The 23,185-nt window shown below is 35.8% G+C and carries 17 protein-coding genes and 1 pseudogene; 6 read left to right on the top strand and 12 right to left on the bottom strand.

The genetic code is table 11. From position 1 onward, the window contains the following. Window positions 1-370 precede the first annotated feature (370 nt). The 3 genes from speA (at window position 371) to E2R68_RS08565 (ending at window position 3,861) form a co-directional block, all read left to right on the top strand. Complete coding sequence (speA, locus tag E2R68_RS08575; RefSeq protein WP_134277285.1) at window positions 371-2,281, top strand: biosynthetic arginine decarboxylase; 1,911 nt, start codon at window positions 371-373, stop codon at window positions 2,279-2,281. Next, entirely contained in the window at window positions 2,282-3,217 is a 936-nt protein-coding gene (speB, locus tag E2R68_RS08570; RefSeq protein WP_134277284.1) for an agmatinase, read from the top strand. It abuts the gene before it with no gap. A gap of 293 nt (window positions 3,218-3,510) precedes the next feature. Beyond that, window positions 3,511-3,861: an Imm51 family immunity protein gene (locus E2R68_RS08565; RefSeq protein WP_134277283.1), complete on the top strand. Its 351-nt coding sequence runs from the start codon at window positions 3,511-3,513 to the stop codon at window positions 3,859-3,861. Window positions 3,862-4,383: 522 nt separating this feature from the next. On the opposite strand, the gene E2R68_RS08560 is transcribed toward E2R68_RS08565, so the two are convergent. Next, on the bottom strand, window positions 4,384-5,397 hold the full coding sequence (locus tag E2R68_RS08560; protein ID WP_134277282.1) for a YHYH protein: 1,014 nt from the start codon (window positions 5,395-5,397) through the stop codon (window positions 4,384-4,386). A 323-nt stretch (window positions 5,398-5,720) separates the two neighbouring features. Here E2R68_RS08560 and E2R68_RS08555 point away from each other — a divergent pair, with 323 nt between their 5' ends. Then, window positions 5,721-6,344 carry an HAD family hydrolase gene (locus E2R68_RS08555; RefSeq protein ID WP_134277281.1) on the top strand — a complete coding sequence of 208 codons (624 nt, stop codon included), beginning with the start codon at window positions 5,721-5,723 and terminating at the stop codon, window positions 6,342-6,344. Window positions 6,345-6,428: 84 nt separating this feature from the next. On the opposite strand, the gene E2R68_RS08550 is transcribed toward E2R68_RS08555, so the two are convergent. The 7 genes from E2R68_RS08550 to E2R68_RS08520 form a co-directional block, all read right to left on the bottom strand. Beyond that, on the bottom strand, window positions 6,429-7,808 hold the full coding sequence (locus tag E2R68_RS08550; protein WP_134277280.1) for an ATP-binding cassette domain-containing protein: 1,380 nt from the start codon (window positions 7,806-7,808) through the stop codon (window positions 6,429-6,431). Between the two features lie 831 nt (window positions 7,809-8,639). After that, window positions 8,640-9,560, bottom strand: a complete 921-nt coding sequence (locus tag E2R68_RS08545; protein WP_134277279.1) for an isoaspartyl peptidase/L-asparaginase family protein — start codon at window positions 9,558-9,560, stop codon at window positions 8,640-8,642. A gap of 237 nt (window positions 9,561-9,797) precedes the next feature. Then, the gene (gene iadA / locus E2R68_RS08540) at window positions 9,798-10,964 is read right to left on the bottom strand and encodes a beta-aspartyl-peptidase (protein ID WP_134277278.1); all 1,167 of its coding nucleotides are present in this window, start codon (window positions 10,962-10,964) and stop codon (window positions 9,798-9,800) included. A gap of 56 nt (window positions 10,965-11,020) precedes the next feature. After that, window positions 11,021-11,959, bottom strand: a complete 939-nt coding sequence (locus tag E2R68_RS08535) for an ABC transporter permease (RefSeq protein WP_134277277.1) — start codon at window positions 11,957-11,959, stop codon at window positions 11,021-11,023. Window positions 11,960-11,967: 8 nt separating this feature from the next. Next, the gene (locus E2R68_RS08530; protein WP_134277276.1) at window positions 11,968-12,885 is read right to left on the bottom strand and encodes an ABC transporter permease; all 918 of its coding nucleotides are present in this window, start codon (window positions 12,883-12,885) and stop codon (window positions 11,968-11,970) included. 138 nt (window positions 12,886-13,023) lie between these two features. Beyond that, complete coding sequence (locus E2R68_RS08525; protein ID WP_134277275.1) at window positions 13,024-14,541, bottom strand: ABC transporter substrate-binding protein; 1,518 nt, start codon at window positions 14,539-14,541, stop codon at window positions 13,024-13,026. 75 nt (window positions 14,542-14,616) lie between these two features. Continuing rightward, window positions 14,617-16,464, bottom strand: coding sequence for an ABC transporter ATP-binding protein (locus E2R68_RS08520; protein WP_134277274.1), 1,848 nt, complete (start codon window positions 16,462-16,464; stop codon window positions 14,617-14,619). 227 nt (window positions 16,465-16,691) lie between these two features. On the opposite strand from E2R68_RS08520, the pseudogene E2R68_RS14275 reads away from it, so the two are divergent. Further along, window positions 16,692-17,159 (top strand): annotated as a pseudogene (locus tag E2R68_RS14275) (IS6 family transposase); the annotation flags it as partial. A 235-nt stretch (window positions 17,160-17,394) separates the two neighbouring features. After that, entirely contained in the window at window positions 17,395-19,557 is a 2,163-nt protein-coding gene (gene katG / locus E2R68_RS08505; RefSeq protein WP_134277271.1) for a catalase/peroxidase HPI, read from the top strand. Window positions 19,558-19,799: 242 nt separating this feature from the next. Here the strand turns inward: katG and E2R68_RS08500 are convergent, their stop codons facing one another. The 4 genes from E2R68_RS08500 to E2R68_RS14270 form a co-directional block, all read right to left on the bottom strand. Continuing rightward, window positions 19,800-20,426: an HNH endonuclease gene (locus E2R68_RS08500; RefSeq protein WP_208380177.1), complete on the bottom strand. Its 627-nt coding sequence runs from the start codon at window positions 20,424-20,426 to the stop codon at window positions 19,800-19,802. A gap of 2 nt (window positions 20,427-20,428) precedes the next feature. Next, complete coding sequence (locus tag E2R68_RS08495) at window positions 20,429-21,571, bottom strand: AAA family ATPase (RefSeq protein WP_166738836.1); 1,143 nt, start codon at window positions 21,569-21,571, stop codon at window positions 20,429-20,431. 267 nt (window positions 21,572-21,838) lie between these two features. After that, window positions 21,839-22,897, bottom strand: a complete 1,059-nt coding sequence (locus E2R68_RS08490; RefSeq protein ID WP_134277269.1) for a competence protein CoiA — start codon at window positions 22,895-22,897, stop codon at window positions 21,839-21,841. Between the two features lie 188 nt (window positions 22,898-23,085). Beyond that, the gene (locus E2R68_RS14270) at window positions 23,086-23,178 is read right to left on the bottom strand and encodes a hypothetical protein (protein ID WP_508278657.1); all 93 of its coding nucleotides are present in this window, start codon (window positions 23,176-23,178) and stop codon (window positions 23,086-23,088) included. Between the last annotated feature and the right edge of the window lie 7 nt (window positions 23,179-23,185).

Genomic DNA, 23,185 nt, shown 5'->3' with positions numbered 1-23,185 from the left:
CAGGGATTATTCTCTTGCGTAGGTTATATGTCCAACCTTGTTTTATAACTTATTCTTATAACTCCATTGCTCTTATTATATTGAATAATATGATTTTAAATAAACGCTGGAAAACTTGATAAGTTTTTTCTACATAGGTAAAAATAATTAGAAGATCAAGGTTTGCATTTTTATTTTGGCATTAATTTTACAGATATTTTTAAATATTCAAGAGCATTTTGAATGGTCATTTTTATTTATCAGAACAACAAAAATTATTGACTAGACTGGATTATTTTATTGGCAAATAATCCGCGCGATAACATTTTGTCAGATTGTGATTTCAGTTTTCTGAAATACTATTACGCCTACTTTTTTGTGAGATACGAATTTGCAACATTCAATTGATATGGAACGCATCCGAGCGGAATACAATGTTCGTTACTGGAGCCAAGGTTTTTACGGGATCAACGACCAAGGTGAAGTTTATGTTTCACCACGCAGTGATAATGATCATCAAGTAGCGTTAAGCGATATTGCTAGCGAACTTGAAAAACGTAATCTAACTATGCCGGCATTAGTACGCTTCCCACAAATATTGCATCAACGTGTACACAATATTTGTGATGTATTTAATCAAGCAATTAATGAAATTGATTACGACAATCGCTATTTATTGGTTTATCCAATTAAAGTAAATCAACAAAAAGAAGTGGTTGATGAAATTCTAGCAAGCCAAGCAGAGTTAGAGCATAAACAATTAGGCCTTGAAGCAGGTAGTAAGCCTGAATTATTAGCTGTGTTAGCGCTCGCACAGAAAGCTAGTTCAGTCATTGTGTGCAATGGTTACAAAGACAGAGAATACGTTCGCTTAGCCTTAATTGGTGAAAAGCTAGGGCACAGTGTTTTTATTGTTTTAGAAAAATTATCTGAGCTTGATTTGGTATTAGAAGAAGCGCGTTCTTTAGGAGTAAAACCACGTATTGGTGTGCGTATTCGTTTAGCATCTCAAGGTGCAGGTAAATGGCAATCAAGTGGTGGTGAAAAATCTAAATTTGGTTTAGCTGCATCACAGGTATTAACTGTAGTTGAGCGTTTAAAAGCAGAAAATAAATTAGGCTCATTACAACTCGTGCATTTTCACTTAGGTTCGCAAATGGCTAACATTCGAGATGTACGAAATGGTGTGAGTGAAGCTGCACGTTTTTATTGTGAATTACGCAATGTTGGCGTACCACTTGAGTATCTTGACATTGGTGGTGGTTTGGCTGTTGATTATGATGGTACACGTAGCCAGTCGCATAACTCAATGAACTATAGCTTAGCGGAATATGCACGTAATATCGTGATCACCATTAGTGATATTTGTGGCTTATATGAACAACCGAAGCCTGTCATTATCTCTGAGTCTGGTCGTTCATTAACCGCTCACCATGCAGTGTTGATAACGAATGTGATTGGTGCTGAAACTTATCAACCTGAGCAGTTTGATGCGCCGGAGCAAGAAGCGCCATTATTGTTACAAAACATGTGGAATAACTGGCAGTTACTTTTTGCTGGGAGTGATGACCGTGCTTTGATTGAAATCTATAACGATACCCAAAGTGATATTGCGGAAGTACATAATCAATTTTCAACAGGTGTATTAAGTTTGCATCAACGTGCTTGGGCGGAACAAGTTGCATTGCGTATTTATTACGAATTGAGTTTACAAATGAGCACTAAAAATCGTTTTCATCGTCCGATTTTAGATGATTTAAATGAACGTTTAGCAGACAAATTTTTTGTTAACTTTTCGTTATTCCAATCATTACCAGATGCATGGGGAATTGACCAAGTATTTCCAATTTTACCACTTGCTAACTTGCAAAATGCAGGTCAGTGTCGTGCCGTATTGTTGGATATTACCTGTGATTCTGATGGGATAATTGACCAGTACGTTGAAGGGCAAGGTATTGAAACAACTTTACCTGTGCCGCCTTGGTCTGCTGATAAACCATATTTAATGGGGTACTTTTTAGTAGGAGCTTACCAAGAAATATTAGGTGATATGCATAACCTATTTGGTGATACTCATAGTGTTGTAATTAATATGGATGAAAAGGGTGGATGGAATATTGACTCTGTCAACAAAGGCGATAGCGTTGAAGATATGATGAATTATGTTCATATTGATGTTGAAGCTATTCGTGATAACTATCGAGCGTTAGCATCTTCTCGTGTTTCTCAAGAAGATCAACAAAGTATTTTAGATGAATTAGAGCAAGGTTTAGCAGGTTACACTTACCTTGAGGGATTTTAAATGAAAGGGCAGTTTAACGATTTATTTAATAAAGAAGATTACTCTTTATATTCTAATGCGATGACGTTTATGCGTCGTCCTTTAGTTAAAAATCCACTTGTAGAAAAAGCAGATGTTGTTGTGTTTGGAGTACCATTTGATATGGCAACGTCTGGTCGCTCTGGTGCGCGAATGGGACCCGATGCAATCCGTCGAGCTTCGGTTAACTTATCTTGGGAAAGTAAAAAATTTCCATGGGACTTTAAATTATTTGAGCATACACAAATCATTGATGCCGGTGACTTGGTATTCGACTGTGGTGATGCGAAAGATTTAGCATTACGTCTTGAAGCCGCTGCGGATCAGATTTTAAAAAGTGGAAAAATGTTACTTGGTTTAGGAGGGGATCATTTTATTACCTTGCCTTTATTACGTGCTTATAAAAAGCATTATGGTGAAATGGCGCTAATTCATTTTGATGCACATACGGATACTTACAATAATGGTAGCCGTTATGATCATGGCACTATGTTTTATCATGCACCGAAGGAAGGTCTGATTGATCCCGCTTCGTCTGTGCAAATTGGCATACGTACTGAATATAAACAGCAAGGCCATGGTTTTAATGTGATTAATGCTATGCAAGCAAATGATTTATCAGCAGATCAAATTGTGTCTCAGATAAAAGAAATAGTAGGTAATAAACCTGTATATTTAACCTTTGATATTGATTGTTTAGATCCTGCTTTTGCACCAGGTACGGGGACACCTGTATGCGGTGGAATAAGTTCAGATAAAGCATTAAAAATCATTCGTGCATTGAAAGGCATTAATTTAGTTGGAATGGATGTGGTTGAAGTTTCTCCTGCCTATGATCATAGTGAAATAACGGCTTTGGCTGCGGCAACCATTGCATTAGAGTTATTGTATGTTTGGACTGCTAATAAAATAGCGTAACGATTTATTGTTATTATTATCAGGTTAACTTAATGTTTATTTTCCTTGGTTCTGGATAACGGCATTGCCTTTGCAATTTATCCAGAATTGAGGGGGGCTCACTAAGTCCTCACTTACTACTTACTGAGCACTCTCCTGTGTTATGCTGGCTTGTTCACAAATACACAAAATTCGCACCTTATTCAGTTACTTTCTTCATTATTAATCATAAAAGCATGACGGTTAACATCATTCATAAAAGTGATAGGTTTAGGATGAAGTTTGCCATCCATTTATCTACAAAGAGCACTTTTATGAAACAACCTAATGCTTTCCAACCTTTTTCATTTTCAAGCTTTCAAAAAATACATAGTTTAACGTTAGGAGATTTAAAATGGACTGCCTTCGAGCATCATGATTTTTTAGGCGATGGTGATGATTGGGAAATGCTCATTGAAAATATGTTAACAGAGAAAAATCCTGAACTTCTTAACAAACTCACTCTATGTACTGAGCATGATATGTTTTGTATTCGTAGTGAAGACAGAGACGCATTACATGAAATCGCTGAGATGGTTTTTAAGTTTTATGATGATGATTTATTGTTAGATGCTTGTATTAAACGCTATGCACAATATGATTTTGTTGCGGCTACAAATCAATAATAAGTTAACTTTAACGACTGATCTCTAAAACAGTATTTTTTTAAAATCATTTATCTTCAATATTAAGAGCTTATAAATGTTACCTCTTTAACTATCTATGCTTTCATATCTACTCCTCTTATATCAGATGCTAAGAAATTAAAAACTTAAGTGTCTGATTTACATAGTATTGACAAATTTTATATGGATATAAAGTATCTATTAAGATAACGCACCTTCCTCGTTCATAAAGCTATTGAGTCTCTAGTTCGTGACTGCAATTTACAAGAACAAGGTATTTGGGTGTCGTTTACTGTGACTAATGCACTGATTGCGGTTATTTCAGTCTTATGGTTTGCACGTGGTAGCTGGAAAAAACACGCTTAATAGAGCAAGATGATTTAGAAGTATTAGCAACGTTTGAAGAAACAATGATTGAGATTGGTGAGAAAAGGGCTTAATAAACAAAAAATGCAATTCCAGTCATCATACCGCTTGGTCAGTATGATGACTGGAGTGCTGTTTCTAAATTAGAAACAAAAACTAGCGACGTCTTTTATTAAAGCTACTATCAGGTGTACCTTTAAAACATTTTAAGATCCAAGGGTAGGCATCTGTCACATAATATCCATAGTTGCCATTGACCACCATACCATTACATTCATCTAAGTCGCCTGATGATTCTTTATACTCAAAATCATCGATATACATACCATCGTATAAACCACCTGGTGAATAATTTTTACCAGCAAATTTCACATCTACTCTTGGGCCTTTGTTATTTTTCAGGACATAGCTTGATTTAGCTTTTCTTATGGTGCCACTATCGTCAAAATAACTGCCATAAATAGGATAACCATCTGCTGCAAAACCGATCACGGGAGAAACTACATTTTTATTAGCAGAAAACATTGCTAACGGATTACCATGATAGTGATAAGTGCCATCAGGTTGAGTATGTGCATTATGAGAGTCAGTACGGAAACTATTTAATGGTGACATAGGATCAAATCTAAATGGTTGTTTGTCGTTATTACAACCAATAAATCCATTGCCTACCCCGAAACAACCTGCGGCTAATAAATCTAATTTAACGCCATTTAAAAAGATCGCATTGTCAGTACGGAGACTTAACTCTGTAACATGAGTGTTCATAGAAGGACTTTGTGAGATGGAGTAAGTAATGTTTTGTTCCGAGACTTTATTGTGAAATGTTGACTTACCATCGTTAAAATCATGATTAGGGATCGCATTAGTAGAAAAGATACATTTGCCATTTTCTAATGTGATTTTTAAGTTACCTGAATATAAAGTATCTTCATTAATATCTTTAGCGCTAGAAACATAATTGTTTACATATTCAGAACAATTGGTCGCACGGCTAGTGAAAATAGCATCGGTTATATCTGTGGCTTGCTCATTACTATGTTCTGTGTGGTGATGACTTTTATCATCACTTGAATGTGAATGTGAATGTGAATGTGAATGTGAATGCGTATGTGTCCCACAGGCAGTTAAACCTGCAACTAATACAATGACTGAAAGCTCTTTTTTCATATAAATTCCTTTTATAGTATCAGCCTAACGTTGTTTTTTTGAGTCGTTGTTGTGACTTCATGTTGTGAATCATAAGTGTATATTGTGCAAAAAATATGGAGAAAAATGAGTATTATTTATTTTCTAAAGAGGTGCTTTAAAAAGTGTTAAGTAGGTCTGATAAACCAGACTGAAGTTGCTGTATTTCAATCTGCTTTTTATTAAAAGCTGACTGCTCGTAGATTGATTAAATGATTTTGTTAATGTGATATTAATGTTAGTTTTATATCTCCAGCATAAACATGAATATATTGTATTTGAGCATTATGGCTAATGAGGGATATATGGATTTAATTATTTTTGATTGCGATGGCACATTAGTTGACAGTGAATATCTTTGTAATTTAGGGATGGAACAACAATTAGCTGAAATGGGGTTGATAGTTAATGCAGAGGAATTGGTCTCGCAATATCGAGGTGTTAAACTTGATATCATTATCAAAGCGTTAGAAAAAAAGTTTGCAACAAGCTTCCACGCTTCCTTTGAAGCGGAATACCGCCAAAAAGTAAATGCACTTTTTGAACAGCATTTAAAAGCGAATGAAGGTGTCATTGAATTAATTGAATCATTAACGGTACCAATTTGTATTGCTTCATCGGCCCCGAGAATTAAAATAAAACATGCACTTAAAGTCACAGGGTTGGATAAATATTTTAATGATGAGCATATTTTCAGTGCTCATGAAGTCGGTTCTTGGAAACCTGAACCTGGGTTATTTTTACATGCAGCTAAAGCAATGAACGTAGCACCTGAAAAATGCAGTGTTATTGAAGATAGTGTGGTTGGATTACAAGCTGCAAATGCCGCTAACATGAAGAGTATTTATTATGCGCCCGATGCTTTAGAAAAGAATGCATTAGCTTCAATGCAAGTAAGGCATATGTCTGAATTGATTAATCAAGTTTAATGATAGATTGTATTTTATAGCGAGGTTCTAGGTTATTAAATATCTGATTGGCAGCATAAAGCTTATGCTACCAATCCAACTAATTTAAAGCTTAATATGTTGTTTAAATAAAGCTAAAAACTCATCTCGGCGATGACTTACTAATAACATGGTACTGTGTTTTTGCTGCTCTAAATGCTCTAAGAAGTTAAGTATTCTATGTCTATTTAGTTCATCTAAACCTTGTGTCGGTTCATCTAGAATGATTAAATAAGGAGACTTAACAAGCGCTCTTAAAATTAAAACAAGTCTTTGTTCACCATAACTTAAGCTCTTAAATAGAGTATGCTCTTGAGCTAACAATCCCACTTTGTCTAACCATTGACGGGCAATTTTAATTTCAGCTGGTGTCGCTTGCTGATACATACCAATTGAGTCATAAAATCCAGAAAGCACAACAGTTAACAACTCACCATTTACACGATATTGCCTGTGTAATTCAGCACTCACAATACCCATCTGCTTTTTAAGCTCCCAAATACTTTCACCGGAACCTCTTTTATAACCCAGTACATGAATATCATTGCTGTAACATTGTGGACAATCACCAGTAATTAATTGCATTAATGTTGATTTCCCGCTGCCGTTCGCCCCGGTGATTAAAGTATGTTGTAAGGGGTTGATCGCAACGTCTAAATCTTCAAAAACATTGACTCCGTTATAGTGTACGGTGCCTTTTGTTAATTTAACTAAATAAGGGTCTTTAAAGTCAGATAGCTGCTGTATATTTTCAGGCCACTCAGTATTATCTGGAGTTGGTGTAAGCAGAACATCTAATTGTTTTTTGGTTTCATTATCTTCTAATTGACCAATAACAGTAAATTGTCCTCGTTCAATAAATGCGATATTAGTACACCATTCTGGAATATCTTGGCGGTTACTTAGCATCAGTATGATGGTAATTCCCGTTTTTGATAAACGGTCCAATGCATTAGATAACGCTTCACAAGATGCAATATCTAAACTGTCAAAAGGGTTGTCACAAACAAGAATTTCTACACCACTAAAGATAGCTTGTAAAATTAAAAGCTTTCTACTTTCACCCGTACTTAATTGCAAGTAGCCAGTATCAAGACGATGACTTAAACCAAACTCACTAATTAGCGGATCTTGCCATTTATCTTCTGGTAGAAATTCTTTTGCTTTAGTACCAACTTCACTTACATCTGCATAATCTGTTGCATCAATAATTAACTCATTTTCATAAGTTTCTTGCTGAGCTTTAAAGGAGATCATACCGACTTTATTTTTTTGAGGTAAGACTAACTGTTCTGAGGAGGTTGGTTCAAAGTCACCAGTTAATAGTTGATTAATATATTGTTTACCTGAACCATTGCGGCCTAATACACACCAACTTTCATTTTTATTAACTTGCCAATTATTAATAGTTAATTTGTCATGCACAAAATTTACAATATTTATCATAGAATTCTTCAGCTTAATTTAACGAACAAAGATTATTTAATTTGGCACAAAACCGGCAAGCTCCTCGTGTCAGCTTTGGTGCGTTGAATAGATATTAACATTTAAAATATGAGTCAGTATTTAAACTTATTTTATGAAGATATGAACAATTGTTGGCTAATATATTGAACAAAGTGAGACTAAGCCGTTAGTAGACTGATCTTCCTCTTTTTTAAAAATGGAGTTATCTATTTTTAATTAACTGCTGATTCCTTAAAGCAGATGTTGCATATCGTAAACTTGAATGTGATCTATGTCTATTATAAAAAATAAAATGTCTACAAAGTAGGGGGGAAGAGCAGTTTAAATGTGACGGATAAGCTTAACGTTTTTTGAGTTGCCATGCTGTGATTAATAACTTATTTCAACCTGTGCGTAATTTAATGCAAGCGAAACATCATCACTTTTTCAGTGATCGATTATTTATAGAATGGAATAGGGGTAGTTGTCTCCAAAATTTAGCTTAAGGAGGATTTGGCCAAAATTACTTGGTTCAGATCGATAAGTTGACAATACCATTTTGAATCATAGTAAAATATTTGGTAACTGAAGTCTTGCTGCTGACAAAAGTTTTTAATAGAAACTGACTTTGCTTGTGTTCTTCAATAATAAGTGACCAGTTTTGGTATTTTGCTGATTGATTCATATTACCTTTGTTGAAAAAGGTACTATGACAAAATCTTATTGCTAGAACTAGGTGGGGTAGGGGTTACAGAACAGCTTACACTGCTACTGTAACTCTTAGGTAATGTTAAAGGGTACCGAAAGTGCTTCTATAAATTTAGATATTTATTAGAATATTGCGACAACTAAATCAGATTTGGAGCTTACGCTCGCACGGTACATTCCAGATGAATTAAATGGCATAGAAATATTACCATAAATATCCACTGCAATCAGTCCACCAGTACCATCATTAGGCAGTAACTCTTCCATAACGATATGAGTAGCAGCTGTTTGTACATCTTCATTTAAAAATTTCATTCTTGATGATACATCTGCAGCGGCTGTATACCTCATAAAAATCTCTCCATAACCTGTAGCTGAAACAGCACAAGTTTGATTACTAGCAAAGGTCCCTCCACCTATCACTGGGCTATCACCAACCCTGCCAGGTAATTTCCCCGTCATTCCACCGGTCGACGTAGCTGCCGCAACATTCCCTTTTTCATCTAACGCAACAGCACCTACTGTTCCATGACGTACTGCGGGATCATCCGATACTTTACCTTCCTGTTTTAATTTCAACGTTTCTTGCAAAGCATCCCAACGTTGTTGAGTAAAGAAGTATTCTTTCGGTTTAATTACTAAATTATGTGAATTAGCTATATCATTCAACGTATCACCAATGATAAAAGCATGGTCTGTTTCTTCCATGACTTTTCTTGCTAATAAAATGGGGTTTTTAGGTCCAAAGGCACCAGCTACTGCGCCTACATTCTGATCTTTCCCATCCATCAGTGCCGCATCCATTTCATGAGTACCATTACTGGTAAATACAGCTCCTCTGCCAGCATTAAATAATGGATGATCTTCAAGAACACAAACAGCTGCACAAACCGCATCTATTGCAGAACCGTTATTTTTTAATATCTTTTCCCCGGCATATATGGCGTCTTCTAATCCTTTAATATATTCTTTTTCAAGTTGAGGACTCATTTTTGATTTATCAATCGTGCCAGCACCACCATGAATAGCTAATGCATACGTCATAATTTCACCCTTTGTTTTTACTTAAACAATTATTTGTAATATATTTATGAGTTACTAACCAATAGTATCTTTCTACGTTAATTTGAGTGCATATAACTAAATTTATAGTTAATACCTATTAACCTTTCTAATACATTCAAATATTCACTTAACCGATCTTTGGATATTTGGCATAAAACTCTAAGATTAGTGCTCTAACTAACGATTGGAGTTTATGCAGCTCGTTAGTTTAATAAGTTATTCAAACGTGCCTTTCACTATTGCTTTACCATTTTCAACCATCACCACTCCATTCGCTATAGTATGAGTAATATCAAGGCTCTCAGCATCAAGCAATAGAATATCTGCATCAAAACCCGTTTCAATCTTACCTTTGCTATCACTTAACCCAAGTTGTCTTGCTGCATTCACGGTGATTGGTTTCAAAATTTCGGGAAGCGTTAATGATTCTTCGTAAATGCCTCGTTTTACTTCATCTAACAAACTGCTTGGAGTACCAACACCTATCCCTATAATATTTAAACGACTTTCGTCCCAAACAGGTAATGACCCACCTGCATCAGAACTAAATGTAAAGTTATCAGCAATCCCTTGTTCAATACTGCGTTTAGTAGCATTTGCACAAGTGATTTTATTCTTTCCTCCATCACTACTACTAATTGCTGTTCCGTCAATAATCGCACCCATTTTAGCAAGTCTAACTGCATCATCCCAAATATCAGCACGATTAATATGTGTTGGGACAAATCGTTCTGCTTGATAGTCTGTTTTTTCGAGTAGCTCAAAAATTTGATTTAACTTATTTTTACCTGACCCAGTATGTAGTGTAATTATTCCAGCTTTGCCTGATAATAAACCTGCGACACGTACTTGAGCAACTAGTTCACCAATATTATCAACTGTCGTATAAGCACCGCGGTGATCTGATATTGCTAATTTCACACCAACTACAGGTTCTAAGAATGTAATATCTTTATCAACACTACCGGTAATAGTTGGGGAGGGTATAAAATATGAACCTGTGATCATATATGCAGAAATACCTTCTTCACGAAATGCCATCGTTTTTCCATATAAACTTTCCACATGGCGAGTCATCGAATCTGTACCCAATAAACCCATTGCTGTCGTTACACCATTAAGAGTTTGCATAGTTAAAGTTAACTCTGGAGTCCGAGTTTTAAAACTACCTTCACCACCTCCGCCAATAAAGTGCTGATGTGTGTCAACAAAACCAGGAACTGCAAGCCTTCCTTTGGCTTCTATTATTTTATAATTACCATAAATATGTGCTTCTTGAATCTCATTTTCTATTGCAACAATCTTCCCACCTGCAATTAGTAAATCTTTTTTACCCTGCGAACTTGGTGAATAAAGTTCTGCACCTTTAATTAATACAAACATGTTTACTCCTCGATATATGACCAATCATATTTTAGATACAGTATGGTAAAAATAGTTTAATTTTTTGGATCCAATGCTGAACGTAATCCATCACCTAAAACATTACATGACAGCACAGTTAAGAAGATACAAACGCCAGGGAATACTGTTAAATACATGAATCCTTCAATAGACATAAAGTCACGGCTAGCTGCGAGCATTGCTCCCCATTCTGGTGATGGTGGTTGAGCCCCTAAGCCTAAAAAGCTAAGACTAGCTGCTGTTAATACAGATGTACCAACACGCATGGTAAAGTAAACGATGACACTACTCATAGTGCTTGGTAAAATATGTAAAAACATAATTCGAAAGTGACTTGCACCCATTGTTTTTGCTGCTTTAACATATTGACTATTTACAACAGATAGCGTTGTACTACGTACAATTCGGGCAAATGTCGGCGTACTAAAGATAGCGATAGCTATTACAACATTAATAATACCTCCGCCTAAAACAGCAACGATACCTATCGCTAATAAAAAACTAGGGAATGCAAATAGTACATCTGCAGCTCTCATGATAACAGCATCAACCCATCCACCACGATAACCACTGATAATACCTAGGAATGTACCTATAACGGCACCAATACTAACTGAAACAAAACCCACAGTTAAAGATATCCTTGCACCATAGATAAGACGTGTAAAAATATCACGTCCATAAGAGTCAGTACCGGCCCAATGTGCCCAAGATGGAGATGATAATACATTGTTATAATCGACGCTTGTTGCAGTGTTAGTTAATAATATTGGGGCAAAAATTGCTAATATTATAAACAAAAGTAAAATACATAATGCAGCTATGGCCATCCTTTCACTTTTAAATCTTTCTAAAAACATTCGTGTTGGTGACACTACTTTATTATTAGATAATTCAGTATGTTTATCTGTTGAAGGTGCTTCAATTTCAGCGATAGCATCTTGTGTTTTTAGTGAATATTTTTGATTATTCATGATGCCTCCTACTGCATTCTTACTTGTGGGTTAATGAGGGTATATAAAATATCGACAAGGAAATTAATAATAACAAACTGAAATGAATATAAAATAAGTAAAGCTTGTATGACAGGGTAGTCCCGTGAATTCACTGAATCAATTAATAATGAGCCTAATGCAGGCAGTCCAAAAATAGTTTCAACCACAATAGAACCACTTAGGATAAAACCAATTTGTAAGCCAATCACTGTAATTATTGGTAACATCGCATTGCGAAATGCATGATTGACAATTACTTTTGATTGCATTAATCCTTTTGCTTTGGCTGTTTGAATATAATTTTCTGATAGTACGTCTAAGAAAGCTGAACGAGTAAATCGAGCAATAATTGCTGTACCGATTGTTCCAAGCGTAATAGCTGGCAAAACTAAGTCTTTAAGTGTTTCATATCCTGTTGGATTAAACCAACCTAGTTTAACTGCAAAAATTTGAATAAGCATTAACCCTAACCAAAACTCTGGAATCGAAATACCTGAGACGGCTAATACCATACTAAATCTGTCTGGCAGCTTTGATTTAAATACTGCTGCAATGATGCCAAGTATTATTCCAAATGGAATAAACCATAAACTAAATGCCGCAAGTGTAATTGATACTTTATAACGTTCACTAATCAGTTCTGACACAGGCTCATTTACAATGATTGATTGGCCAAAATCAAAGTGCATCAAGTTAATAATAAAATTATGAAACTGGTGGATAAGAGGTAAATCTAAACCTAATTGGTGACGAATATTAATCAAATCTTGGGCGGTAGCATCTTCACCAGCTATCATACGAGCTGGGTCACCTGGCAATAGGTGAACGAACATAAACGCTATGATTGATATAATAAACATCACTAATAGCGTTCCAAATAATCGTTTTATAATATATTGGGACATTTTATTTTCTTACATAAGGGAATTTTTTATAGTTTATGAATGTACCTACGTCATAATTATATGTCATAGATATTAATCATAATTTAACTTACCGTTAATGTTATAGTGAATTCCACTATAACATTAACGACATTCAAACTATTTTGATGAATATTTAATATTACCAACCGATAATGACCCATCAGGTAATAATTCAATACCTTCTAAACGTTTATCTTTCCCGTACAATTGAATATCAACAGTAGTGAAAATATATGGCGCTTCTGACCAAATTATTTTTTGAGCAGATTGATAATCCATTAATTTCTGTTTTTTATCTGTTGTTTTTCGTGCTCGATCTATAAGTTTATCTACCTCAGTATTTGAATATAGAGCATAGTTTGATGATGCACCTGTTTCAAATATTGGTCGAATTGCCCAGTCAGCAGTAGCAGAAGATGAGGACCACCCTCCATCAATTATTATAGGTTTAGTTGAATTGTTTTTCAGATCATCCGCAGCAGCATAATGACTAGCTACATCTCGAGGGATAATATTGATATCTACATTGATATCGGAAAGTTGCTGTTGTAAGAACTGTGCATTTCTCATTGATTCCGTTGAATTTTTAGACCATAAAGTTGCTTTGAAACCATTAGGGTATCCAGCCTCTTTTAGTAATGATTTTGCTTTTTCTACATCATATTTATATTCTGGCTGCGGAGTGTATGTTTCAATTCTATCTGGAATAATTGATGTTAACTGAGTTGCACTACCACCATACGTTACCTTGATCATTGCAGGTTTATTTATTGCATAGTTCAATGCTTGACGAACTTTTATATTACCTAAAATTTTATTTTGTGTATTCAGTGCATAGTAACGAGCAATAATTGAAGGTACTGGTTTGATTTCTAATTTCTTATCTCCTTCCACCGCACGTTTTAATGTAGTTGGGACTTTAAGTATCATTTGTGCTTGGCCAGATTTTAACATAGCTAAACGAGAGCCTGCTTCTGCAACTGGACGGAATTCTAAATCTTTAACTGCAACATCACCACCCCAATAATTTGGATTGGCCGTAAAGGATACCGAACTACCACGTACCCATTTATTAAATAAATAACGACCTGTTCCAACAGGGTGTTTACTAATATCATCACCATACTTTTTGATAGCAGTAGGGCTTATCATGCCTTGAGATGGATGAGTAATATTATTAATAAATACATTAGATGGTGTTTTTAGTGAAATTTTCAGTTCTGTAGGTGAAATAACTTCAATATTGTCAACCTCTGTCAATAAAGAAGCGCGACGAAGTTTATTGCTAATCTCATGATCAAAATTAAACTTAACAGCCTCTGCATTAAAATCCGTTCCGTCACTGAATTTAATACCATCTCGCAATTGAATTGTATATGTTTTTGCGTCCTCACTGACTTGATAACCTGTTGCTAGTACCGGTACAATTACCAAATTTTTATCAAACTTAAAAAGATTTTCATATACAGCACTTGCGACAGACATATCAAGTGTAATTGAAGCATTGTGAGGGTTCAGAGTTTGAACGGTTTGTGTTGTTGCAATAATTACTTTGTTTGTATCTTTCGCATTTGCAATCGAAGCCATTGCCAATGTAATTGAAGCACCTAGCAATATTTTTTTATAAAGTTTCATTTATTATGTTTCCTCATATGTCTTTACTATATTTATTATTAATTTAAAGAATGTATAAGCTATTTAAGCGTATATTTACTCTTGGGCGACTCTATGGCTTTCGCTTATCGATTTCATGGTAATCGCTTCAGGGCTTACATCAACAGGATAAATTGGGTCAGGAATTTCGTCCGTAATTAGTTCAAAACGTTTCTCTACATCTGATTCAAAATCAATTTTTGGGATCGCATCAATTAACTTATTGGTATAACTGTGTTTTGTTGATTCAAAAATTTCTCTACGGTAACCAATTTCAACTAACTGTCCTTTTGTCATAACCGCTACTCGATGGCATACACGTTCAATTACTGCCATATCATGTGAAATAAAGATAAATGCAACTCCTAATTCTTTTTGAAGTTTCATCATTAAATTAAGAACTGTAGCCTGTACAGAAACATCTAGAGCAGATACTGATTCATCGGCAATAATAATTTCAGGGTTGGTAGTCAATGCTCGTGCAATATTCACTCGTTGTAACATACCTCCTGAAAACTCATGTGGATAGTGATTATAGAGATCCGGTGATATACCAACTTTTTGGAGCAGATCTTTTACTATTTTAGTTCGCTCATTGGCATCTAATTCTGATTGATGAATAATCAATGGTTCGGCAATACTTGCACCAATAGACATCCTTGGATTAAGTGATGCCAGTGGGTCTTGAAAGATAAATGAGATTTTGTTACGAATATATGAGAGTTTGTTTTTAGGAATATTAAGTAAATTAATTCCTTCATATTCAATTTTACCCGTTGCTTCTTCGAGCAACCCTAAAATAGCATTGCCAATTGTAGATTTACCTGAACCACTTTCACCCACAATACCTAGCGTTTCACCTTTATATAAATCAAATGATACGCCAGAGACTGCATGAACTTGATGAGTGACCTTACCAAACAAATTTCGCTTACGAGGAAAAATAACATGTAAGTCTGAAACAGTTAAAATAGGCTCTTGTTCATAATCAACAATCCCACCTTCTATTTCTAATAATTCTTCAGAATCATCATCCTTAATAAGCTCTTCTTCCATAGATAATACTGGGAATGTATGAGGTAAATCTCGTCCTGTCATTTCACCTAGCTTAGGTGCTGCTCGCAGTAATGCTTGAGTGTAATCATGTTTAGGAGTCAAAAAAACATCTTTTAATTTTCCCACTTCCACAATTTCACCTTTGTACATTACCGCTACTCTATCTGCTATTTCATGTACTACGCTCATATCATGGGTAATAAAAATAACACCCATATTAAGTTCGGCTTGAAGTTCTTTAATCAGCCCCAACATTTGGGCTTGGATGGTAACATCAAGTGCAGTGGTTGGTTCATCTGCAATCAATAGCTTAGGACGACAAGCTAGCGCCATTGCAATCATAACGCGCTGCCGCATGCCACCTGACAATTGGTGAGGGTACACTTTTAATACTTGACGGCCACTGGGTACTCGTACACGTTCCAGTAAATCACCGGCTTCAGTTAGCGCATCACATTGACTTTTACCTTGATGGATTCGAATCGCTTCTGCAATTTGTTTACCGACTGTCATTAAAGGATTCAAAGATGTCATTGGATCTTGAAATATCATTGAAATTTCATCACCACGAATTGACTGCGCTTGAACTCTAGGTAATTGAAGCATTTCAACTGGTTTGTCTTGCAATTTGCTACCATGAAGAATGATTTCTCCTGTTTTTATAGCATTATCACCGAGTAAGCCCATAATAGCCTTACTCATCACCGATTTCCCGGAACCACTTTCACCAACAACCGCGAGTATTTCATTTTGCTTGATATATAAATTGATATCTTTTAAAACATGTTTAGTCTCAAACATAGTTTTAAAATATACATTTAAGCTTTTAATATTGAGTAAGTTTGTCATATGAAACTAACCTATGCTTTTTGTTTTATCGTTTAATTTCGTTTTTTGAGCAAAAGCAAACGATTGCTAAATTTCAAAAAGAAATAGATTTCATCGAAAGTACTAAATAACAAGCATATCCGTAATATCACTTACCATTATTTTATGTGACTAATGATGACCATGTAAAAGACAATAGGGTACTATCAATTTAACAGCATTTCTACCTATTATGTAATATCTCTCTGATAAAAAGTTCATGCGTTCGTGCTGGTTGTCGTTATCCCGTACAAATTATCAGGCATGCCATTTGGCTTTATCATCGTCAGTTATGAAACGTCCGCTAGTGGTGCAATAAATACGGAAATATATATTGTTTGTAACCAGATTAAAAATAAGTGTAATCAGCTTGGTGATATTTGGTATTTGGATGGCGTTTTTATTAAGATTAAGAGCGTATTGCATTACCTTTGGCGAGCAGTAGATCAAGACGATGATGAGATTGATATTTTAGTACAAAGCGTAAGGTTAAAAGCGCTGCCATACGTTTCTTTAAGCGGTTATTAAAAGGTCAGGGAGTGATGCCGTTGAAGATTGTGACAGATAAATTAGCAAGTTACTCTGCAGCAAAAAAAGAATTAATGCCAAGTATTGATCACTCAACAGTTCAGTATGAAAACAACCGGTGTGAATTGTCACTTCAGCCTACTCGGCAGGTATCCACAACTTATATCAATTCTGCGACAGAAGCGACAAACTCCCTATCCACAGTTAATCGAATGTAGTTTATTGGTAATAGTTTTTACCTATTAATTAACCATAATTAATCGCTTTTACATTGCTTGATTTTGTTACTACAATAATAATTCAAAAACTAAGCGGATAAACTTATATCACTAATCCGCCTACTTAAGATGTTTATTTAACTTTATTTAAATCAAGGAAGTAGCGATGAAAAACGAAAGTAAATGCCCAGTTATGCACGGCGGAGCAACAACCTCTTCTAAAGCACAAGTGTGGTGGCCTAATGCTCTAGAGTTAGACATTCTTCATCAACACGATACAAAAACTAATCCGTTAGGTGCTGATTTTAATTATCGAGAAGCACTAAAAACACTTGATGTAGCTTCTTTAAAGAACGATGTGAAAGCGTTAATGACCGACAGTCAAGATTGGTGGCCTGCTGATTGGGGGCATTATGGTGGCCTTATGATTCGCATGGCATGGCATTCAGCGGGTACTTATCGTCAAACAGATGGTCGAGGAGGCGCTTCAACAGGTAATCAACGCTTCGCCCCTCTGAATTCTTGGCCTGATAATGGCAACCTTGATAAAGCACGCCGTTTACTTTGGCCGATCAAAAAGAAATATGGTAATAAAATTAGCTGGGCTGATTTGATGATTCTTGCAGGCACAATGGCTTATGAATCAATGGGATTTGAGACTTTTGGTTTTGCTTTTGGTCGTGAAGATATTTGGCATCCAGAAAAAGATACTTATTGGGGAGCAGAAAAAGAGTGGTTGGCGCCAAGTGGTGGTGAAGGGAGCCGTTATTCAGGAGAGCGTGATTTAGAAAATCCACTCGCAGCTGTAATGATGGGGCTTATTTATGTTAATCCAGAAGGTGTTGATGGTGTTTCTGATCCATTAAAAACAGCACAAGATATGCGTATTACTTTTGCACGCATGGCAATGGATGATGAGGAAACGGTCGCATTAACGGCTGGCGGCCATACAGTGGGTAAAGCACATGGTAATGGTAATGCAGACGAACTAGGTGACGCACCGGAAGGTGCTGAAATCGAAGAGCAGGGTTTTGGGTGGAACAATAAAAAATCACGTGGCATTGGACGTGATACTGTCACCAGTGGTATTGAAGGTGCATGGACAAGCGAGCCAATGAAGTGGAATTCAGCTAAGGGCGGTTTCTTTGACATGTTGCTGAATCATGAGTGGCAATTAACTAAGAGTCCAGCAGGTGCAACGCAATGGGAACCAACTGATATCGCTGAAGAAGATAAACCCGTTGATGTAGAAGATGACAGCATTCGTCATAACCCAATGATGACTGATGCAGATATGGCATTGAAAATAGATCCTGATTATTTGAAAATATCACAGCGTTTTTATGAAGATCCTGCTTACTTTGAGAAGGTGTTTGCACGTGCATGGTTTAAATTAACTCATCGAGATATGGGGCCTAAAGAAGCCTATATTGGACCTGATGTACCTGCTGAAACACTGCTTTGGCAAGACCCTATTCCAGCTGGTACAACGGCTTATGATGTTGACGTTGTGAAGCAAAAAATAGCGGCGACAGACCTTTCTATTGGTGAGCTAGTGTCAACCGCATGGGATAGTGCACGTACTTTCCGTAGTTCAGATAAACGTGGTGGTGCAAATGGTGCACGTATCCGACTTGCCCCACAAAATCAATGGCAAGGTAATGAGCCACAGCGTTTAGCGAAAGTATTAGCTAAACTTGAGCCGATTGCAGCTGAAACCGGTGCAAGTATCGCCGATGTTATTGTTCTTGCTGGGTACGTAGGGGTTGAGCAAGCAGCAAAAGCGGCGGGTTTTGAGCAGACTATACCTTTTGTTGCTGGTCGAGGAGATGCATTACAAGCGCTAACAGATGTTGAATCATTTGCATTCTTAGAATTACAAGCAGATGGTTTCCGTAACTGGCAAAAGCAACACTTTGTGGTGACGCCCGAGGAGATGCTACTTGATCGCGCGCAGTTATTAGGATTAACAGCAGTAGAGATGACTGTATTAATAGGTGGTATGCGTGTATTAGGTACTAACTATGATGGTGAGAAACATGGCGAGTTTACCGATAATGTAGGCACTTTAAGTAACGACTTTTTTGTTAACTTAACAGATATGAATTTCAGTTGGAAACCAACTGGTCGAAACTCCTACGAGATAGTTGAACGCTCAACCGGTTCAGTAAAATGGACGGCAACACGCGTTGATTTAGTATTTGGCTCAAATTCTATATTACGTGCTTATGCAGAAGTTTATGCTCAAGATGATAGTAAAGAAAAGTTTGTGCAAGATTTTATTGCAGTTTGGACAAAAGTGATGAATGCAGATCGCTTTTACGTATAACTAAAACCAAGAAACGATTGGTTATATAAAGGAAGCTTCGGCTTCCTTTTTTGTTTGCCCAGAAAATATTAGACTGTCATAAACTGATTTTTGTGTCGGAAAGCTAAGTCGCTTTCGCCCCCAAAGCGCCTTAGCTCATCTTACTTTTAGTTCCATCGAAAATACCTTTGATAGTTGATTTACCAGTTTGCATATTACTTTAGCCTCACAGAAAAATATTAATTGGGTACTAGTCACTGATCTTATTGATTAAAGTTACTTTTTAGTTCAGAAAATAAGTTACTTATTTTCGGATCTTTGATTTCAATTCTTGGGGTTGCTCCCTGTGCTTCATCAAAGGAATTACGTTCAAGTCTATCCAATTTAAAGTACTCATAATTAAACTTTCCTTTGGCACTATTATTTTGAATCTCATATTTAATTATTCGATGTGTACGGCCTCGTTGGAAGTGATACATCAATAAATGCGAGTCGTAATTATCTAAATTTGGGTGGATAAATTTATAATATCGACTTCTGAAAATTCGATTGGGAAGTTGAGCTAGGGGGTGTTCTAAAAAACTTATGTCATCTTTTTTAATGTTCATGTTACAGCGCTTACATGAAATACTCAGATTTCTCTGAGTAAACATGTGAGTAACAAAACGTGACTTGGGAAGGATATGCTCAATATCTAATACCATTCTAAACTCACCACCAATATTGCGATTACAATAGCAACATGACTCATTTTGACGTATTAAATGATGATCTTTGATCTTAGCTTTAATAAGGTTAAGACGAATGTGCCCCCAAGATCTATGACCTTCTTTTCTGGATAACTTTAATACACTTTTTTGATTTTCTGTGAAGCTTAATTTAGCCATCATAACTAATCCCTATTATCTTTTATCTGGTTAAGAAGGTCATTAATGCCTTGAAGAAATTCTATTTGAGCATCGTCATAAGACATCGAGATATAGTTGGTAATTTGGTTGGCCGCTTGAGAGAACGTAATAATTTCATCAGAGTAATCATTAAGTAACTTTGAACAATTATTGGAAAGGGTTCTACTGGCTGGAGTAATCAAATCAAATAGGTCACTGTAAATTTCTTCTGTATTCTTTATAAAATGATTATCCAACTGAAACCCTGAGTTTGTATGCTTATGAATATCAACACCTTTTTCAGCATGTGTTCCAGAAATTATAATTGGGGAGTGTGTTGCGACAACAATTCTTGGCCTGTGGTAGGAAAACATGTCCATAATCATACTGATATATCTTTTTTGCCACTTGGGGTGAAGGCTATTTTCTGGCTCATCGATTAGGATTAATGTGTTGTAGTCTATAAAGGAGGAAATAAAGATTAATGTGCTAATTAGCGATAGCTCACCCGAGCTTGCCTTGTTTAAAGGGAAGGATCTATTTTTCTTCGATAAATAAATATCAATTGATTTGATTATCTTATGTTTCCTTAATATTTTTTCTAATTGCAGTAGCTCAGATAAAAGTACTTCGTTCGAGTTGTATCGTTTTTCATTATTATTAAACCATAAAATATCAAATTCTAAATTTATATACTGACTTGTACTACCGAGGGAAGACATTGCATGAATTGCTTTTTCAAGGCTTGAATCGTCAATATCAGCGATTGTGAATAGTTGTTCTAAGTAATCAGAAGAAAGCCCAGAAAACTTAAAACCAATTTTTTGATCATAACCAGTGTAATCAAGAACTTTATAGATGCTTGTAAATTCTTTTGAGTTTAAAAAGTCAGTTTTTATAACCGCCTGCTTAATTACCTCCCTCGGTATAAATCGACCTAACCTAGCTCCCATATAATGATAATTTCGATGATAATTTCGCTTCGGAAATTTATCATAAATTGATGTTGCGATAGCAAGAACAATATTATCTTCATCTGGACCTACATATGCGAGGCTGGCGAGTAAATGACTTTTCCCACAGCCATTTTCACCAATAATAATACTAATTGGTGTATCCATATTCAATTTGGGAGGATTTAAATTCATATTTGGTAATCTTTTGAAGTTTTTAATGTACATCAATATGTCAAAGTAATAACAGTTAATCAACAAGTTGAAAGGTTAATTAAACCTTCATCATGCAAATAAAGAGAAAGGTTCCGTATTAACAACAAAAATATGTGAATTTAGAAGAGAGTTACAAGTATTTCTATCTCGCTTCGTGCCCCGAAGCGAGCTAGGAGTTGAGTGAAATTAGACAAAGTTTAACTCAGATAAACATTATACAAATAACATATTGAAGTGCGTGATTTGCTAATAATAGTACTCTCCTTTTTCACCGTTAAAAAACCACGCTCCGTTGAGTGGAAATTTTTCCTGTGAGTATTTCCACGGAATGATAAATGACTTATGGCTTGGAGAATAGTATCTGTTATCAATAGATATAAAGTGGTTACCTTGTAAAGCATCACAATGTACACAACCATTGGATAGGTATGTTTCACCAACCGTCTTACTGTAGCGTTCTTTAATTTCACCAATCTGTTTAGTCAATAGTAACTGCTGCGGGACATTTTTAGCGGCCCAATTAGCCACTAATTTATCTGTAAACCAAATAGGCGCATCTATAAAACCTCTTAAAGAGGTATTATTTGCTTTTTTCATTCCAACCGATGTAATGACATTGGTTTCCATCTTACATGCCCAACATATAACAGTCTGGTAGCGAATATTAGCGAATATCTCTTCATTGTTTTTAGGTTCCCAAGCTAAAGAGCCAGAGAACATCCCACCAACAAAATCCTCAATAGATACCATATACCTTGAAATAACGAACTCCCCATTTTGGTGTTTAAAGCCGAAATAAGGTAACTCCTTGGACTCTAAGAAGTCAGAATTATAATACTCTTTATTAGCTCTTAGCCTGAACAACCATGCGCACCTGACACCAGAGCTTGTATATTTTTGAGTTCTCCTCAAATATTCATCGTTTGTCTGCTGAGACCACTGTATTTCAATAGCTAACTTTGAAGTTCCTTTTTTACAAAATACATCTGCTACCCATTTTTCACCGTCAGGAGTACTACCCGCGTACTCTGTAGTAACATCCCATTCATACTGCTGTGCAAGCTTAGCGACTAGAAATTTTAGATATAAATGTTCTTGTGTTTCCGGAGCAGAAGTACAATCCCCACGCCTTGAATGAGCAAAGTACTTCATGCCAAGTTTACTCGTTTTAGGAATAGCTTTTCTTGGGCAACATGGCATTAAAAGAGACTTATCTTTATATGTATCTTTCAATAAATTCCACTCTTCTATATCTAGATTGAAAGACTGAATTTCTACATCATCTAAGATAGCTCTAAGCGGCATAAATACCTCCGTTACGACAGAATCAAATATTATCAACTTATTGATTGAACAAATAAACTAAATAAAAGCAAAACAGGGGCACTAACGCCCCTCAAGTGAGATAGAAACTTACAAAGTTGTGGCCAATTTTACTAAGCCACAACAGTTCGGTAATAAAATACTGATCTTCCCCCGACTTTGTAGACACGTTAATTCTCGATTAAGTACCTTTTTTCATACTCATCAGGAGACACATGGCCAAGGTGGCTATGTAATCGCTTCCGATTGTAAAACATCTCAATATAATTG

Origin of the sequence: Psychromonas algarum (genome assembly GCF_004376845.1) — a bacterium.
Lineage (GTDB): Bacteria > Pseudomonadota > Gammaproteobacteria > Enterobacterales > Psychromonadaceae > Psychromonas.
Note: the sequence above shows the minus strand (reverse complement) of the source record. Positions and strands in the feature narration are given on the sequence as shown.